Genomic DNA, 15,329 nt, shown 5'->3' with positions numbered 1-15,329 from the left:
AAAGTTTGGCGAAATCCTTTTGAGGGTTTTTCCGCTCTGAACGAAAAAGGCCGCGCAAGATCAGCGCGGCCTTTTTTTACCGTTTGGTAAAACCTTACGACTCGAGCCCTTCGGGCTGACCCACCACCACGAAACGCAGCGCCTCGGGTTTCAGAATCCGGGCCGCAACACGTTTGACGTCGTCCAGCGTGATCGCTTCGACCTTGGCATTGCGCGTCGTCACGTAGTCCGGGGTCAGATCGTCCATCTGCATCCCAACCAGAATGTTCGCAATCCGCCCATTGCCGTCAAACCGCAGCGGATATGCCCCAGTAAGATAAGTTTTGGCGCTTGCCAGTTCTTCTTCGGTAACACCCACTTCGGCCATCTTGACCCATTCGTCTCGAATGACCTCAATCGCCTCAGCGATGCGGTCATTCGCGCTCGATACGCGGCCAAGATACAGCGCCGCATGGTCCTTGGGCACGAGGTAGCTGTAGATACCATAGGTCAGGCCGCGCTTTTCGCGCACCTCTTGCATCAGCCGGGCTTCGAACCCTCCGCCGCCAAGGATCTCGTTGAGCACATAGGCGGTGAAGAAATCGGGATCATCACGCGCTATGCCTTCGTGCCCGAAGATCGCCACCGATTGCGGCACATCAAAGGGCACAACGGTCACGCCTGCGTCTGTGACAACCGCAACGTCGGGTGCCTGCGACACACCAGTTTCGGGCAAATCAGCCAACAGCTTGTCTAACAGCGCCGCCAGTTCTTCGGCCGAGATATCGCCCGCCGCGCTGACATAGACCCGGTCGCGGGCCAGCGCCCCCTTGTGTGCGGCAATCAGATCGTCCTGAACAAGCGCGGCAACACTGTCTTCGGTGCCTTCGATCGCGGACCCGTAAGGATGATCACCAAAGACCATGCGATCAAATTCGCGCCCGACGATGGTGTCAGGGTCCTGCAAATCGGACCGGATGCCCGACACGATCTGTGCCCGCACCCGGTCAATCGCATCTTGGTCGAACCGGGGTCGGGTGAGCGCGTCGCGCAAGAGCGCCAGCGCCGCGTCCTGATTTTCCGTCAGGAAACGCGCCGAAATCGACACAGCATCATCGCTTACGTCAAACTCGAAACTGGCCGCCAGCGATTCAACTTCTTCCGCATAGGCACGGGCATCAAGATCCGCCGCCCCCTCTTCCAGAAGTGCAGTCATAAGATACGTCGCGCCCCGCTTGCCCGACAGGTCCAGCGATGCGCCACCTTTGAAGCGCAGCTCAAGCGCCACAAAGGGGATCGACTGTTCTTCGACCAACCACGCGTTAATGCCCCCAGGGCTTTGCACTTCGAGGATGTCGATCTCGGCCCGCAATGGGCTTGCCAGCATCAGCAGCGCGATCAGAGGTCCGAAAAGCTTCATTGTGTAACCTCCTGGGCGGTGCGCAGAAATCCGGTCACGGCGTTTTTCCGGTCGAACACGTCTTTTGCCGCGGCGATGATGTCTTCGGGTGTGATAGATTGTACGATCTTGGGCCATGCATGCACATCATCGACCGTCAAACCCGATGTCAGCGCCGCCCCATACAGACGGGCCAGTGAATTCGAACTGTCGAGCGCATAGACCTGTGCGGCGCGCAATTGGAACTTGATCCGGTCAAGCTGTACCGGATCAACGCCCGTTTCAAGAAACTCGGCGACGATGCGATCCATATCTGCTTCGGCCTCTTCCAGCGTCACGCCATCGGCAGGCACATTCACGATGCCAAAGGTCGTGTCATCCAGCGACAACCCGCTGTAGAACGCCCCCGCATAGACCGACCGTCCTTCCTCGAACTGGAGCTTTTGCGGCAGAACCGATGTCTGCGATCCGCCCAGAACTTCTGCCAACAGGGTCAATGCTGCTGCGGTGCGCTGGTCCCCAGAATCGCGTTCAGGCGCAAGATACGTGCGCATCACGTAGGGTTGCGCAACGCGGGGGTCTTCAAAAGAGATCCGGCGTTCCGCCATCTGGGGTGGCTCTGACGGGCGGACGCGTTCAGGCAGCGCCTCGTTGCGCGGGATTGGGGCGTAATGTTCCTGCGCCAATGCCAAAACTTCGTCCGGCAGAACGTCACCGGCCACCACCAGAACGGCGTTGTTGGGCGAATAGAACTGTCGGTAATAGGCCAGCGCGTCGTCCAGATCGAGGTCGACCATCTCGTGGCGCCAGCCGATGATCGGGCGGCCATAGGCATGGTTCAGATATTGCGCTGCCATGCGTTGTTCGCGGAATAATGATCCGGGATCATTCTCAACCCGCTGGTTGCGTTCTTCTATGATCACATCGCGCTCCGTCAGAATATCGTCGCGGTCAAGCTGGATGTTCTTCATCCGGTCCGCTTCCATCTGCATCATCAAGCCAAGACGATCTGCTGCGACGCGCTGAAAATAGGCGGTGTAGTCAAAGCTCGTGAAGGCGTTGTCGGTGCCGCCATTGGCCTTGACGATCTCGCTGAATTCGCCGGGAGCAAGGGTTTCGGTGCCTTTGAAGAGTAGGTGTTCAAGGAAATGTGCCACACCCGACACGCCCGGCTGTTCATCTGCAGACCCGGCGCGATACCACAGCATATGCACAACTGCGGGCGCGCGGTGGTCTTCGATCACCACAACATCCATCCCGTTTTCAAGCTGGAAGGTGGTGACCTGATCTTGGATGGTTTGCGCATGAAGAGGCGCAGCAGCGAGAAAACACGCCCCGGCAAGGGCTATCAGGCGACGCATCGGCAAATCTCCTTGGTTTTGGAATAAGGTACGACGCCACGGGCCAAGTTCAAGCCAGTCAACGGTTTCGTGAGCAATGATCCTCAATCGTGCAAGTTTTTGGCGCAGGATCACCCCGAAAGGGTGCCCCATCCTGATCAACGCGGCGGAGCTGACGGTGTCTGCGCACCGGCGCGGCGCGCTGCATCCAATGTTGCGTAGGGATCAAGGGCCTGATTGCGGTAGATGCGGTTATACGTGTCTTCCGGCACCAGACGCCAGTTGAACAGTGACCGGCGTTCGCGGAAGGCCTGATCGGATGCAGCTAATTCCGCACGAATGTCCGGTTGACGGCCAAACCGCGAGGCCCGCGCCACAAGCGCCTGATCCCCGGCACCAATACCCGCCTGCGGATCAAGCCGCGCAGGGTTGCCACCAAGCACCGCAACAGCATCCTGCAACGGCGTTGGGTCTGTGCGGTTGATGCCGCCCGGCGTCGGCTGCGGCAGTTCGGAAAAGCTCTCCGGTGCAACAAGCGGTTTTGGCGGTACGATTGAAAACTCTTCCGGCGCACCGCTGGCATTGCGCAATTGGCGCAAATTGGTGTCCCGATCCGACGTGTCCTGACGCGATCCGCATGCGGTCAGCGCCATAAGTGCCAGTATGATCAATGTGCGCGGCATGTTTTCTGCCCGCCTCCGTAGTCGCCTCATCCCTGCTTTACCCCATCCTGTCGCGCCCGTCACGAGGCGTTTTTCCCACCAGAGAAAAGCGCAAGCCCAATGGCCCCGATGAACACGCTGATATCGGCCACGTTGAACGCATAAGGGTTGGTAAATCCGCAACAGGACATGTTCAGAAAATCCGCCACTGCGCCATAGAGCACACGGTCCACCACATTGCCCAGCGCGCCGCCGATCAACAGCCCGGCAAAGATCAGGCCAGTGCGCCCCGGCGGTTCACGCCGCATCCAGACCAGCACGAACAGAACAATCCCCAAAGCGACCGAAATCAGCACCCAGCGCGTCCAGTCCGCCTGCCCCGACAAAAGCCCAAAGTTGATCCCGGTGTTCCACGCCATGCGGAAATTCAGGTAGGGCGGAAACACATCGATGGCCCCAACTCGGGCCAATTCCATCACATGCACCACCCACCATTTGGTGATCTGGTCGATCACGAAGATCAGCGTGCCAACAAGAGCGACCAGACGCATGGGATGTCCCTTGCTCATTTCAGTGGCGGAAGTGGCGCATGCCGGTCAGCACCATCGCAAGGCCCGCGTCATCCGCCGCCTTGATGACCTCATCATCGCGCATCGACCCGCCCGGTTGAATGACGCAGGACGCGCCTGCGGCTGCCGCCTCCATCAGACCATCGGCAAAGGGGAAGAACGCGTCCGACGCCACAGCGCTGCCCTTGGTGAGCGGCTCTGGCAGGCCCAGCGCCTCGGCCATGCGTTCGGCCTTTTTGGCCGCGATCAGGGCAGAGTCGAGACGGCTCATCTGGCCCGCACCAACACCCACGGTTGCGCCGTCTTTGACATAGACGATGGCGTTGGATTTGACATGTTTCGCCACCGTCCACGCAAACAGCAGGTCGCGCATCTGGTCTTCGGTCGGCGCGATCTTGGTCACAACCTTGAGGTCGTCCATGTTGATCCGGCCATTGTCGCGGTTCTGCACAAGAATACCGCCCGATACCTGTTTCCACGCAGTGCCCGGTTCCGCCGTGTTGGCAAGACCGGGGGCGATCAGCAGGCGCAGGTTTTTCTTGGCCGCGAACACGTCCTTGGCGTCCTGATGCGCTCCGGGCGCGATGACGACTTCGGTGAAGATCTCGGCAATCGCCTCTGCGGTTTCGCCGTCCAGGGTCGCATTCAACGCCACGATCCCACCAAAGGCAGACGTGCGGTCGCAGTCGAACGCCTTTTGATAGGCTTCTTTCAGCGTCCGGCCTGTCGCCACACCGCAGGGGTTGGCGTGCTTGATGATCGCGCAGGCAAACCCGTCGCGCGGCAGGAATTCCGACACCAGCTCAAACGCCGCGTCCGTATCGTTGATGTTGTTGTAGCTCAGTTCCTTGCCCTGAAGCTGTTTCGCCACTGCGACACCCGGACGGGCAGAACCATCATGATAGAACGCCGCCGCCTGATGCGGGTTCTCGCCATAGCGCAAAGGTTGGGCAAGCGTTCCGGCAAAGACGCGCCGGCGAGGGGTGTCTTCGCCAATGGCGCCGGCCATCCATGTGCTGACAGCCGCATCATAGGCCCCTGTCCGGGCATAGGCGATCTGGGCATGGCGCTGACGGAAGGCAAGCGTCGTCTGCCCGTCATTGGCATCCAACTCAGCCAGCAGCGCATCGTAGTCCTCAACATCCACGACTGTGGTCACAAAACTATGGTTTTTGGCCGCGGCGCGGATCATTGCGGGGCCACCAATGTCGATATTTTCGATGCAGGTGTCATAGTCGGCACCTTTGGCAACATTTTCCTCAAACGGGTAGAGGTTCACCACCAGCAAGTCGATCGCCTTGATATCATGCTGAAACATCGCCGCGACGTGATCGTCATTGTCGCGCAAGGCAAGCAACCCACCATGCACCATCGGATGCAGCGTTTTGACCCGACCATCCATCATTTCGGGAAATCCGGTCACATCCGCCACATCCTTGACGGGCACACCGGCATCCCGCAGCGTCTTGGCCGATCCGCCGGTGGACAAAAGCTCTACACCCCGCGCATCGAGCGCCTTGGCAAGATCAACAAGTCCGGTTTTGTCCGACACGGACAGAAGCGCACGGCGAAGGGGGGCGAGGTTGGTCATAGCAGCAAGAGATCCCGATGTTCAGTTCAGCAGCGTCGCATCGTCCTGAGCAAGATCCCGAACCGCGATGGCGGTGTCCTGAGCCTTGGCCAACGACCAGCGAACGCGGGTCGCATACTCCATTGCGCGGGCAGTTAAAACGATCTGTTTCGTCGCGCGCGGGCGCAGACGGCCTTTTTCGAGGTAAACCGACGGCTCTAAAGCCAAATCACAGTGGCCTTCAAAACGAAAAACCCAAATCTCGCCGCTTCGCAGCGCCATGCTGACGGCCGTGCCATTCATGTCGATGGCGGTATCGACCTCGGGGTGCAGGTGAAAGCGGATGTCAAAAGGCACGCCGCTCAGGCGGCTGTCTTCAAGTTTGTGATTGAACTGTGCCTTGGCGGCTGCATCGAGCGCGACAAGTAGATCTTCGCCCACGATGCCCCGCCCGTCAAAGGTTAGCTCTAGGATGCGTGCATGGGTCAGGCCATGGGTGCGCAAATACCCGTCATGTCCGCCCTCAAACCGGACACCATCCGACGCGCGGGACATTTCAACAGGCACGCTCTTTGGTACATCGTCCAAGAGTTCACGTTCAATCGGGCCCATCCGGGACGTTGCCCCAAGCCGCGCGCTGGAAAACCCATCAAGACACAGAGTCGAATGGGACGGCGTCGCCCGCCCAGCCCTGCGCCAGTCTTCGCCAAAGGTCGATCCCGAGCCACAATTCACGATCAGCGGACGTCGTCCCGAGGTCAGTTCAAACGCCAGCGTCGAGGCATGTGCGTTGAAGCTCGCAATACCGCTGGGTGGGGCTGCGGCATCAATGATCATGGTGGTCCGACCTGCGGCAAGCCGGGCATATCCCATGACAAGCTCTTGCGCTGCCTGCGCCTTGACACCGGCTGTCGCCAGCACGGTGTCAAGCCGCCCTTCAACCCCGCGCCCACCGCCATGAAATCGCGCGAGCCCCCCGTCTGCATGGCGAAGGGCGCGCAAAGTGGGCACGATGCGGGCAATGGCCTCAAGATGAGACGGTTCGGGCACACGCCTGCTTTCATGCAAGGCATCGCGCGCCCAGATCAGCAGGGTGCACACCTCAAGCAATTCCTCAGGATTGCGCGTCGGAAGCCCGCCTGCATCGGTGATCTGGCGTACGCATTCCTGGCCCAAGGCCTTGATGGCGGGGTCGGCCTGGCTCTCCATGCCTTGCAACGACAGGCCCGCCGAAATCAGCCCGGTCAGCGCCTCGAACCGGGGCAAACCGGGCGGAGAGCTGTGCCAGCGGCGATTGAGAAAGATGGTCTGCTGAGCAATCGAGCGAAAGAACGCGCGGGACTGTTCGGGCGTTGCGCCGCCCAGAACGAAAAACGCATGATGCAGCCACCGGATGACCCGCCGTCCCGCAAGTTCGGGCGTCCAACCGGGGCCAGAACCGTTGCCATACCTGTCGATCCAGTTGAACAGCCAAGCCTGCGCGGCCTTGCGCGTCGCGGCATCCCCAACGCTGGCCATATCATCCAACCAGACAAATCCGTGAACTTCTTCAAGAAACGCATCGTCTGGTGGGGCAATGTCCCAAAGGATTGCACCGGGCGCTTCAACAAGATGACCGGCGAACAGAAGGTTGCCAGCTGTCAGTTGACGACCCCGGGCAAACGACCCGACTGTGCGCGGCTCAGGTTGTCCAACAAAGGCAGTTGCAGGTTTAACGCGCGCAGACAGACGCGCGTGAACACGGTTCAAAAGCCGGGTCTGCGCCCGTTTTGCGGCGTCCAGTCGAAACATCAGCTCTGCCTCAGCCTTGCGTTCACGCAAGCGTTCTTATGGGTGCATCATACCCACGTGGGCACACCAAGTCACGGTGCAATTCTCACGCAGGCAAGGCTTTGCCTTTGCGGCGCAGCACGGACATGTAAAACCCGTCCATCCCACCTGCGTCGGCCCAATAGTCCGGGCGCAGCCGCACCCCGCCTGACGGGCTGATCCAATCAGGCTCAAGCCCGGTGGCCACGGGCGGCAGAACCTCAATATCGTCACGCTGCGACAGCAGCCACTTGATCTGGTCCTCGCCCTCTTCGCGCAACAGGCTACAGGTGCAATAGATCAGCATGCCATCCGGCTGGAGGTGCTCAAGAGATCGGGCCAGCAAGGCACGTTGAAGCGCCACAAGATCGTCGATCCCGGTTTGTGTTTTGACATAGGGCAGGTCGGGATGCCGCCGGATCGTGCCAGTGGCCGAGCATGGCGCATCCAGCAGGATCGCATCGAACAGGCCATCCTCATAGGTCAGCGCATCGCCGATGACGGTCTTGGCCGTTAGCTTGGTGCGGGTCAGATTTTCGGTCATTCGCGCCATGCGGGGGCCAGAGATATCGAGCGCGGTCACATCTGCCCCACCGGCTGCCAATTGCATTGTCTTGCCACCCGGGGCGGCGCAAATATCAAGCACCCTCTTACTCGTCACATCCCCGAGCAATTGCACGGGCAAGGCCGCAGCCGCGTCCTGCACCCACCAGTCACCCGTGTCGAACCCCGGCAACGCCGACAGTTGGCCGCGTGCAGTCAGACGGATGGAGCCCGTGGGCAGAAGCGTGCCGCCCAGTTTGTCCGCCCAGCCAGCAGCGTCGGATTTGACGGAAAGGTCCACCGGCGGCGGCACGGCATGCGCGCGTTCAATCTGGGCCACAACAGGCTTGCTCCAGGCTTTTGCAAGCTTTGGGCGCAGCCATTTCGGCAGCATCGTGTCGGGAGCTTTGTCCCACGCCTCTGGCTCAATCGCGGTGATCTTGCGCAGAACGGCGTTGACCAGTCCCTTCATCGGTGCGGTCTTTTTGTTGCGCCCGGCGAGTTTCACAGCCTCGTTGACCACGCCATGCGCAGCCCCCCCGGTCATCAGTTCGACCGTGGCCATGCGTAACAGGTTCATCACCCGCAACGGCGGCTGGCGTTGCAGATTAGGGGCCAGCAAGTGATCGGCCCGCCCCAGATAGCGCAGCGTTTCGGTGACAAGCCGTTGTGCCGCAGCACGTTCGGGAGCTGTGAGATCTTGCCACACTGGGTCGCTGATGACATCCGACATCATGCGGCCTTCGCCGATGATCTGGCTCAGCCCATCAAGGGCGACAAGGCGGGGCGATGCGGGTGCGTGCAAGAGGCTGTCCTGTGATGGGCCGGGGTTGTCCCGGACCGGATGGCGCGTATATCAAAGGCAGGCGATATGGAAGACCGTGATGACATCTGACACTCTCAAAGACCTGCCCCCTGCTGCCCAGCGCGCCTTGGCCGAAGCCGAAGAACGTCGCCGCAACGCCCAATCCGAAGCGCCCTTGCCCAAGGAATTGGGTGGACGAGACGGGCCGGAACCTGTGCGTTACGGTGATTGGGAAAAAGGCGGCCTGGCTATCGACTTTTGAGATCAGCGCAGGCGGAAATCCGCGAATTCGCCTGCACCCTGATCGGCGGTAAACCGCATCGCTGTGCCGTCGGCGCGCACTTCTTGGCAATTGTAACCCATGTCATCCCCGCCCCAATTCAGCTCTCGGCAAAAAAAACCGTTCTGCCACGACCATGACCCGGTGATGTCCCACGTGGCCCCACGCCCCGAAATCTGACCATCCGGGTTAACCTGCAGGCGCACCAAAGGTCTGGACAAGGTTTTGCCTTGGATAAGCTGGACAAATTCCGACTTGCTTTCGATGCGCTTGAGTTCGGCTACGGCCATGCTCGGCAAAACAAAAGCCATGAAAAGGGCGGCTATAAACGCATCGCGGGTCATAAATGGGCCTCCGTACAAATCTTACCCAGTATTACGCAGGAGAGATGCGTTTGGATCAAAATGGTCCGTCACGCAGGCCGAATCTTAGTCGCCTGACAGGCCCAGAACATCCAGCATGTCGTATTCCCCCGGAGCCTTGTCCTGCCCCCATAACGCCGCCTTGAGCGCGCCACGGGCAAACACCGCGCGGTCACTGGCCACGTGGCGCAACGTAATGCGTTCGCCCTCGGCCGCGAACAGCACGTCATGTTCGCCGACAATGTCGCCACCCCGAATGGCCACAAAGCCGATATCGCCCCGCATGCGCGCGCCAGTGATACCGTCACGACCGCGGTCGGACACATCGCGCAGATCGACGCCGCGCCCTTCAGCAGCCGCCTCGCCCAGCATAAGAGCGGTGCCAGAAGGCGCATCGACCTTCTTGTTGTGATGATATTCGATCACTTCGATATCGTAGTCCGCATCCAATGCGGCCGCGACCTTGCGGGTCAGCACGGTCAGCAGGTTGACACCAAGGCTCATATTGCCCGCGCGGACAACAACAGCATGCCGCGCGGCAGCCTTGATCCTGGTTAGGTCGTCCTCTGAAAGCCCCGTGGTTCCAATCACATGCACGGCACGCGCCTGCGCCGCCAGCTCTGCAAAGGCAACCGTGGCCGCAGGCGCGGTAAAGTCGATCACCGCCTGCGCACGGGCAAAGCAGTCCAGCGGATCGTCAGAGACAATCACACCATTCGCCGCCCCACCCATCGCGGTGCCCACATCCTTTCCCACCCAGTCATGGCCCACGCGCTCAACCGCCCCAGCCAGATGCATCCGGGGGTGCTTGGCGATTTCAGTCACCAGCATTTGCCCCATCCGCCCGGACACACCCGTGACGACGACACCGATCTCTTCGCTCATGATACTCTCCGCAGGTGGATTTTCGCTTCAATAGCTGGTGACCTCTGGCTTGGCAAAGGTCGCCAGACGTCTTATGTGCCGATCATGGCAAAAAACCGATCCCAAAGCTTTGACGGACCCAGCCAGCGGCAGCTGCGTGTGGGGGAATTGATCCGACGGACGTTGGCCGAAGTGCTGGCGCGTGGGGAAATTCACGATCCCGATCTGAACCGATATTCCATCACAGTCGGCGAAGTGCGCACAACCCCCGACCTGCGCATGGCAACCGCGTTTGTAATCCCGCTTGGCGGTAAGGGGCAGGACGATATCCTTGAACTGCTCAACCGAAATCGGGGCGAATTGCGCAGGTTGGTATCGAAAAACCTCACCCTTAAGTTTTCACCCGAACTTCGGTTTCGGCTGGACGACACGTTCGACCGAATGGACGACACACGCCGCATGTTCGAACAGGATGATGTTCGCCGTGACCTCGACAGCTAGGATCACGCTGGCCGCATTGGGGCTGGTGGTTGGCTTGGGAAGCGCGGCGCAGGCAGACGTGGCATGTACGGAACGGACCTTTGACGGGCTGCGCTATACCGCTTGCGACGTGGATCCGCGCGCCCATGACCTGCGCCTCTTTCTTGATGCCCCTTCGGGCGACAAGTTCGGTCAATTCTCAACGATCGAAGCCATGTTGGCGGCAGAGGGCCGAACGCTGAGTTTCGCAATGAACGGCGGAATGTATCATGCTGATCGCGCCCCGGTTGGGCACTATATCGAAGACGGCCAAGAGATCATGCGCGTCATTCCAAACGCCGGTCCGGGCAATTTCGGTCTGTTGCCGAACGGAGTGTTCTGCATCCGTGACGGCCGCGCTGATGTGATCGAAACGCTGAGGTATGACACCGCGCGCCCCGATTGTCGCCATGCGACGCAATCCGGCCCGATGCTGGTGATCGACGGTGAGCTGCACCCGAGGTTCCTGGAGAACGGAACATCGAGGTATATCCGCAATGGCGTTGGCACATCCGAGGATGGCACGCGTGTGGTCTTCGTGATCTCGGACCAACCGGTAACGTTCCATGAATTCGGGCGTATCTTCCGCGACGACCTCAATCTGCCGCAAGCGCTGTTTTTTGATGGCAGCGTGTCACGCCTGCACGCGCCACAGCTGAACCGGTCGGATTTCGGGCGCTGGCTGGGGCCGATTGTCGGCGTGGTTGCCCCGCTGGATCGCGAGTAGGGTTGCGGTAGGTGCCTTGCCGCTCTACCTCTCTGCGGCACGAAGCACGGCACCGGAGGCCCCATGACACCCACGCTAGATGACCTGACGCAAAGCCTGTTGCAGCGCGCCAAGGACGCCGGAGCCGATGCCGCAGACGTTCTTGCCGTCACGGGCAGTTCGCTTTCTATCGACGTGCGCAACGGTGTGCTGGAACAGGCCGAACGGTCGGAATCAACCGATATTGGACTGCGCGTCTTTGTCGGGCAGCGGGTTGCGAACGTATCGTCGTCCGACGTGCGCGCCGACAGTCTTGCCATGATGGCTGAGCGTGCCGTAGCGATGGCGCGTGAGGCCCCCGAAGACCCCTATGCCGGTCTAGCGGATCCGGCGCAATTGGCGACCAATCGCGCGGCGGACTGGCTCCAGACGTATGATCCCACGCCCGAGCCGTCACCGGCCGAGCTTGAACAAGACGCCCGCGATGCCGAAGGTGCTGCGTTGGCGGTGGACGGCATCACGCAGGTGTCGGCATCGTCAGCAGGCTACGGATCGCAGGCGATTCATCTGGCGGCCACCAACGGATTTTCCGGAGGATATCAACGCACATCACGGTCTGTATCGTGTGTCGCCATTGCCGGAACAGGCACTGGGATGGAGCGGGACTACGACGGCGATCAGCGTATTTTCCAAAGCGATCTGCGGTCTGCCTCGGATATCGGAAGGACCGCAGCGGATCGGACACTTGAGCGGATGAACCCGCGCAAGCCCAAGACCGGGGCCTATCCGGTGCTGTTCGATGAACGGATTTCATCCTCACTGATTGGGCATCTGTTGATGGCCATTAACGGCACTGCGATTGCGCGGCGGTCATCTTGGGCTTTGGATTTATTAGGTAAAGAGGTTCTTCCAAAGGGTCTGAACCTGACCGAAGACCCACATCGCGTGCGGGTTGGTGGATCGCGCCCCTTTGATGCCGAAGGCTTGGCCACGCAGGCGCGGGATATCGTAAAGGACGGGGTGCTGACCGGCTGGACGCTCGATCTTGCGACGGCCCGCCAGCTTGGGCTGTCCGCCACCGGCAACGCATCGCGCGGTACCACGGGTGGACCATCCCCCAGCGTGTCGAATGTTCACATGACGCAAGGGGATACGGACCGCGCAGGACTGATCACACAGATGGGAACGGGGCTTGTCGTGACATCGATGATCGGGTCGACGATCAACCCCAACACAGGCGACTATTCGCGCGGCGCGGCCGGTTTCTGGGTCGAGAATGGCGAAATCGCCTACCCGGTCAGCGGCGTGACAATTGCCGGCAATCTCATAGAAATGCTGAAACAAATCACGCCTGCAAATGATGCGCGCCCTTGGTTGAGCCGGGTTGTGCCCTCGCTTTTGGTTGAGGGGCTGACGCTTGCCGGAGAGTGATCTTGACCTGCTGATCGACGCCGCGAGACAGGCAGGGAAAATAGCGTTGCATCACAAGGCGAAAGGTCTGGATGTCGACCATAAACCGGATGACGCAGGGCCAGTAACACAAGCAGATTATGCGGTGGATCAGGCACTACGCGAAGGCCTGACTGCTGCGCGCCCGAGCTATGGCTGGCTCAGCGAAGAGACCGAAGACACCGCAGCGCGGCTTGATCTGGAGCGGGTATTCATCGTCGATCCGATCGACGGCACCCGCAGCTTTATCAACGGGGAAACCACCTGGGCGCATTCGCTTGCGGTGGTTGAGAATGGGGTCGTGACAAAGGGGGTCGTTTACCTTCCAGAAATGGATTTGCTGTATTCCGCTGACATCACGCAGGGTGCGTTTTGCAACGGGGAACCGTTACGTGTTTCTGATATATTGGAAATTGATGATGCTCGGGTTCTGGCCACAAAGCCGAACATGGACCCGATTCATTGGCGTGACACCGTGCCGGCCTTTGCCCGGTCGCATCGTCCCTCGCTCGCCTATCGTTTGTGTCTGGTGGCACAAGGGCGTTATGATGCGATGTTGACGCTGCGTCCGAGCTGGGAATGGGACATCGCCGCCGGGGCGCTGATCTTGTCAGAGGCCGGGGCTCTTGTGACGGATCGGCATGGCGCAGCTTTGCAATTCAACAACAAGGTTCCACAGACAGCGGGTGTTTTGGGCGCGTCGCACGTGTTGCACGACAAGATTGCCGAACGGCTGGTCTATACCTGATTGATGCGTGTCTTTCGCAGGCATGTGGTCTGCAACGCCGCAACGTCGTTCCTCTTTACAGCACCTCGATAACATCCTTGTCGATGGCAAGCATGTAGCCCCGCCGGGCGATGTTCTTGATCAAAAGTTCGCTCACCAACTGGTTGCCCAACCCATCTCGCAAGCGTTTGATCCGGGTGGCCCCTGCGGCCTCGTCGCAATCCACTTCGGAGCGGCCGGAAATGATCGCTTCGATCTGGGCACCAGACAGAAGTTCGTCGTCAAGCCGCGCCTCGGCGAGAATCGAGATGGTTTCGATCATCGCATCGGTGAGCTTGAACCCCATCGTATTAAGATAAACGGTGTTTTCCTCGCGGCTGACGATCAGGGAATTGACCTGAATGCCCGAGCGTTCGATCTGGGCCATGCGCCGATTGAGCAACACAAGCATCACAAGAAACACCAAGGCTGCGACCAGCATCGCGGTGGCAAAAATCAGAAGAACAAAGATCGTGGTGCGATACCCCGCCAATGTGTCGGAAAAAGCGGTGCCGGACTGGGCAAGAATTTCAAGCAGCTTGACCTCAGCCTGCGAGGTCAGATCGTCGTTTTCCACAAAGATTTGCTCAACCCGGGCATCAAAAGCGTTGGCATCCGGCAAGGTCAGGACAAGAAAAACGCCTGCCAACAGCAGAAGGGCCACAATCACGCTGATGCCGATCACCACGATGCGGGTGCCGGATCGGCGCGCGTCAGTAGCGGAGGTAATGAGGTCCGGCACTGTCTTTCCTTTCGGCAAGCCCGTTTTCATCAAACACCGACACCACATTGAGCAGCGTCCACCCCGCTTGCGCAAGCCGGGACTGCAATTGTTGGGTGGCGGATGCAGACGTGCAGGGCCCCGAAATTTCGGCAACCCCGTAATGCAGGCGCAAGGGCGCATCCTGTTTTGCCTTATAATCAGCGTAGCACGCGGCCTGTGCGGCGGCGGGCCAGCTGAGCGCGGCGAGGATCAGAAGGGCGAAGATGTGTTTCATGGCGTGACCCTGCGTCGAAGTCGTCGGAAATTCAATAACGTGCACACCGCTATCGGATAGCGGGGGCGCGATATTGCCTGACTTTGCACAAAGGCCCGAGATGGTTTCACAGGCAGCGGCCAAAACGCCCTGCCCCAATATCCGCCCTTGCCGGGGCCAGACAGGGAAAGGAACCCCAACCATGTCACGCAGATTCATCGCCGCTGTTTTGGCCGTATCGACCACAATTGCCGCGTTTTCGGCAGCACCGGCGCGCGCTGCGTCGGAAGACGACATTGCGCGGCTTTTGGCCGGGGCCGCCACGGTGTTCATCATCGGCAAGGCCATCCAAAACGCCCGCGACACCGATCGCGATGACCGGAAATCGGTGATCATCCAGCACCGTCCGAAACCACAGGTCTATTCGCATAAACCCATCCCCAAGGTGATCCAGCGCGATATCCGCCAATCAGGGCGCAGGGGCGCGTTGCCAGCAAGCTGTGTACGTCAGATCGAAGGTGGGCACGTCAATCGTGTGGTGATCGACCGCTGCCTTGAGCGGAACAACATTCACACCCGCAGCCTGCCCAAAGCCTGCCGAATGAACGTGGAAACACGGCGCGGCACTGCGCGGGCATATGCTTTGCCCTGTTTGCGGCAGCGCGGCTACACACTGGCGCGCAACTGAACCGCGCCGGACGTGCCGGGGGGCCTTGGTCCTTGGTGCCCC

At 60.1% G+C, this 15,329-nt stretch carries 17 protein-coding genes; 6 read left to right on the top strand and 11 right to left on the bottom strand.

Annotated elements, in window-relative coordinates:
• Positions 1–94: 94 nt before the first annotated feature.
• The 7 genes from ACSHXH_RS03680 to ACSHXH_RS03650 all read right to left on the bottom strand — a co-directional run bounded on the left by ACSHXH_RS03680 (position 95) and on the right by ACSHXH_RS03650 (position 8,676).
• Positions 95–1,399: a M16 family metallopeptidase gene (locus ACSHXH_RS03680; protein WP_435670412.1), complete on the bottom strand. Its 1,305-nt coding sequence runs from the start codon at positions 1,397–1,399 to the stop codon at positions 95–97.
• On the bottom strand, positions 1,396–2,739 hold the full coding sequence (locus ACSHXH_RS03675) for a M16 family metallopeptidase (RefSeq protein WP_435670411.1): 1,344 nt from the start codon (positions 2,737–2,739) through the stop codon (positions 1,396–1,398). The genes ACSHXH_RS03680 and ACSHXH_RS03675 overlap by 4 nt, the downstream gene beginning before the upstream one ends.
• 137 nt (positions 2,740–2,876) lie before the next feature.
• Positions 2,877–3,401 carry a DUF3035 domain-containing protein gene (locus ACSHXH_RS03670; protein ID WP_435670410.1) on the bottom strand — a complete coding sequence of 175 codons (525 nt, stop codon included), beginning with the start codon at positions 3,399–3,401 and terminating at the stop codon, positions 2,877–2,879.
• 59 nt (positions 3,402–3,460) lie between these two features.
• Positions 3,461–3,931 carry a signal peptidase II gene (gene lspA, locus ACSHXH_RS03665; protein WP_435670409.1) on the bottom strand — a complete coding sequence of 157 codons (471 nt, stop codon included), beginning with the start codon at positions 3,929–3,931 and terminating at the stop codon, positions 3,461–3,463.
• Positions 3,932–3,950: 19 nt separating this feature from the next.
• The gene (gene purH, locus ACSHXH_RS03660) at positions 3,951–5,540 is read right to left on the bottom strand and encodes a bifunctional phosphoribosylaminoimidazolecarboxamide formyltransferase/IMP cyclohydrolase (RefSeq protein ID WP_435670408.1); all 1,590 of its coding nucleotides are present in this window, start codon (positions 5,538–5,540) and stop codon (positions 3,951–3,953) included.
• Positions 5,541–5,561: 21 nt separating this feature from the next.
• On the bottom strand, positions 5,562–7,310 hold the full coding sequence (locus ACSHXH_RS03655) for a heparinase II/III family protein (protein ID WP_435670614.1): 1,749 nt from the start codon (positions 7,308–7,310) through the stop codon (positions 5,562–5,564).
• 85 nt (positions 7,311–7,395) lie between these two features.
• Positions 7,396–8,676 (bottom strand): RsmB/NOP family class I SAM-dependent RNA methyltransferase, encoded by a 1,281-nt coding sequence (locus tag ACSHXH_RS03650; RefSeq protein WP_435670407.1) that lies wholly within the window; start codon positions 8,674–8,676, stop codon positions 7,396–7,398.
• Positions 8,677–8,755: 79 nt separating this feature from the next.
• Here ACSHXH_RS03650 and ACSHXH_RS03645 point away from each other — a divergent pair, with 79 nt between their 5' ends.
• Entirely contained in the window at positions 8,756–8,938 is a 183-nt protein-coding gene (locus ACSHXH_RS03645) for a DUF1674 domain-containing protein (protein ID WP_435670406.1), read from the top strand.
• Between the two features lie 2 nt (positions 8,939–8,940).
• On the opposite strand, the gene ACSHXH_RS03640 is transcribed toward ACSHXH_RS03645, so the two are convergent.
• Both ACSHXH_RS03640 and dapB read right to left on the bottom strand, forming a co-directional pair.
• Positions 8,941–9,300: a dihydrodipicolinate reductase gene (locus ACSHXH_RS03640; protein ID WP_435670405.1), complete on the bottom strand. Its 360-nt coding sequence runs from the start codon at positions 9,298–9,300 to the stop codon at positions 8,941–8,943.
• 84 nt (positions 9,301–9,384) lie between these two features.
• Entirely contained in the window at positions 9,385–10,203 is an 819-nt protein-coding gene (dapB, locus tag ACSHXH_RS03635) for a 4-hydroxy-tetrahydrodipicolinate reductase (protein WP_435670404.1), read from the bottom strand.
• An 84-nt stretch (positions 10,204–10,287) separates the two neighbouring features.
• On the opposite strand from dapB, the gene rbfA reads away from it, so the two are divergent.
• From rbfA to ACSHXH_RS03615, 4 genes are all read left to right on the top strand, one after another.
• Entirely contained in the window at positions 10,288–10,683 is a 396-nt protein-coding gene (gene rbfA / locus ACSHXH_RS03630; protein WP_435670403.1) for a 30S ribosome-binding factor RbfA, read from the top strand.
• Positions 10,667–11,428, top strand: coding sequence for a phosphodiester glycosidase family protein (locus ACSHXH_RS03625; RefSeq protein WP_435670402.1), 762 nt, complete (start codon positions 10,667–10,669; stop codon positions 11,426–11,428). The genes rbfA and ACSHXH_RS03625 overlap by 17 nt, the downstream gene beginning before the upstream one ends.
• Positions 11,429–11,491: 63 nt before the next feature.
• Positions 11,492–12,838, top strand: coding sequence for a TldD/PmbA family protein (locus ACSHXH_RS03620; RefSeq protein WP_435670401.1), 1,347 nt, complete (start codon positions 11,492–11,494; stop codon positions 12,836–12,838).
• The gene (locus tag ACSHXH_RS03615; protein WP_435670400.1) at positions 12,825–13,604 is read left to right on the top strand and encodes a 3'(2'),5'-bisphosphate nucleotidase CysQ; all 780 of its coding nucleotides are present in this window, start codon (positions 12,825–12,827) and stop codon (positions 13,602–13,604) included. The genes ACSHXH_RS03620 and ACSHXH_RS03615 overlap by 14 nt, the downstream gene beginning before the upstream one ends.
• 55 nt (positions 13,605–13,659) lie before the next feature.
• Here ACSHXH_RS03615 and ACSHXH_RS03610 read toward each other — a convergent pair whose 3' ends face one another.
• On the bottom strand, positions 13,660–14,394 hold the full coding sequence (locus tag ACSHXH_RS03610) for a winged helix-turn-helix domain-containing protein (RefSeq protein ID WP_435670399.1): 735 nt from the start codon (positions 14,392–14,394) through the stop codon (positions 13,660–13,662).
• Positions 14,336–14,620 (bottom strand): hypothetical protein, encoded by a 285-nt coding sequence (locus ACSHXH_RS03605; protein ID WP_435670398.1) that lies wholly within the window; start codon positions 14,618–14,620, stop codon positions 14,336–14,338. Before ACSHXH_RS03605 ends, ACSHXH_RS03610 begins: the two co-directional genes overlap by 59 nt.
• 181 nt (positions 14,621–14,801) lie before the next feature.
• Here ACSHXH_RS03605 and ACSHXH_RS03600 point away from each other — a divergent pair, with 181 nt between their 5' ends.
• The gene (locus tag ACSHXH_RS03600) at positions 14,802–15,287 is read left to right on the top strand and encodes a hypothetical protein (RefSeq protein WP_435670397.1); all 486 of its coding nucleotides are present in this window, start codon (positions 14,802–14,804) and stop codon (positions 15,285–15,287) included.
• The last annotated feature ends 42 nt before the right edge of the window (positions 15,288–15,329 follow it).

The sequence above is a fragment of the Marivita sp. genome (assembly GCF_051251565.1).
Taxonomy (GTDB): Bacteria; Pseudomonadota; Alphaproteobacteria; order Rhodobacterales; family Rhodobacteraceae; genus Marivita.
This window is presented reverse-complemented; position numbering and strand designations above follow the sequence as displayed.

Excerpts from the sequence above, each read along its gene's own strand:
- ACSHXH_RS03670 (WP_435670410.1), bottom strand. The coding sequence starts at position 3,401 with ATGCCGCGCACATTGATCATACTGGCACTTATGGCGCTGACCGCATGC.
- ACSHXH_RS03610 (WP_435670399.1), bottom strand. The coding sequence starts at position 14,394 with ATGAAAACGGGCTTGCCGAAAGGAAAGACAGTGCCGGACCTCATTACC.
- ACSHXH_RS03645 (WP_435670406.1), top strand. The coding sequence starts at position 8,756 with ATGACATCTGACACTCTCAAAGACCTGCCCCCTGCTGCCCAGCGCGCC.
- ACSHXH_RS03605 (WP_435670398.1), bottom strand. The coding sequence starts at position 14,620 with ATGAAACACATCTTCGCCCTTCTGATCCTCGCCGCGCTCAGCTGGCCC.
- lspA (WP_435670409.1), bottom strand. The coding sequence starts at position 3,931 with ATGCGTCTGGTCGCTCTTGTTGGCACGCTGATCTTCGTGATCGACCAG.
- rbfA (WP_435670403.1), top strand. The coding sequence starts at position 10,288 with ATGGCAAAAAACCGATCCCAAAGCTTTGACGGACCCAGCCAGCGGCAG.
- ACSHXH_RS03600 (WP_435670397.1), top strand. The coding sequence starts at position 14,802 with ATGTCACGCAGATTCATCGCCGCTGTTTTGGCCGTATCGACCACAATT.
- ACSHXH_RS03620 (WP_435670401.1), top strand. The coding sequence starts at position 11,492 with ATGACACCCACGCTAGATGACCTGACGCAAAGCCTGTTGCAGCGCGCC.
- purH (WP_435670408.1), bottom strand. The coding sequence starts at position 5,540 with ATGACCAACCTCGCCCCCCTTCGCCGTGCGCTTCTGTCCGTGTCGGAC.
- ACSHXH_RS03655 (WP_435670614.1), bottom strand. The coding sequence starts at position 7,310 with ATGTTTCGACTGGACGCCGCAAAACGGGCGCAGACCCGGCTTTTGAAC.
- ACSHXH_RS03675 (WP_435670411.1), bottom strand. The coding sequence starts at position 2,739 with ATGCGTCGCCTGATAGCCCTTGCCGGGGCGTGTTTTCTCGCTGCTGCG.
- dapB (WP_435670404.1), bottom strand. The coding sequence starts at position 10,203 with ATGAGCGAAGAGATCGGTGTCGTCGTCACGGGTGTGTCCGGGCGGATG.
- ACSHXH_RS03680 (WP_435670412.1), bottom strand. The coding sequence starts at position 1,399 with ATGAAGCTTTTCGGACCTCTGATCGCGCTGCTGATGCTGGCAAGCCCA.
- ACSHXH_RS03640 (WP_435670405.1), bottom strand. The coding sequence starts at position 9,300 with ATGACCCGCGATGCGTTTATAGCCGCCCTTTTCATGGCTTTTGTTTTG.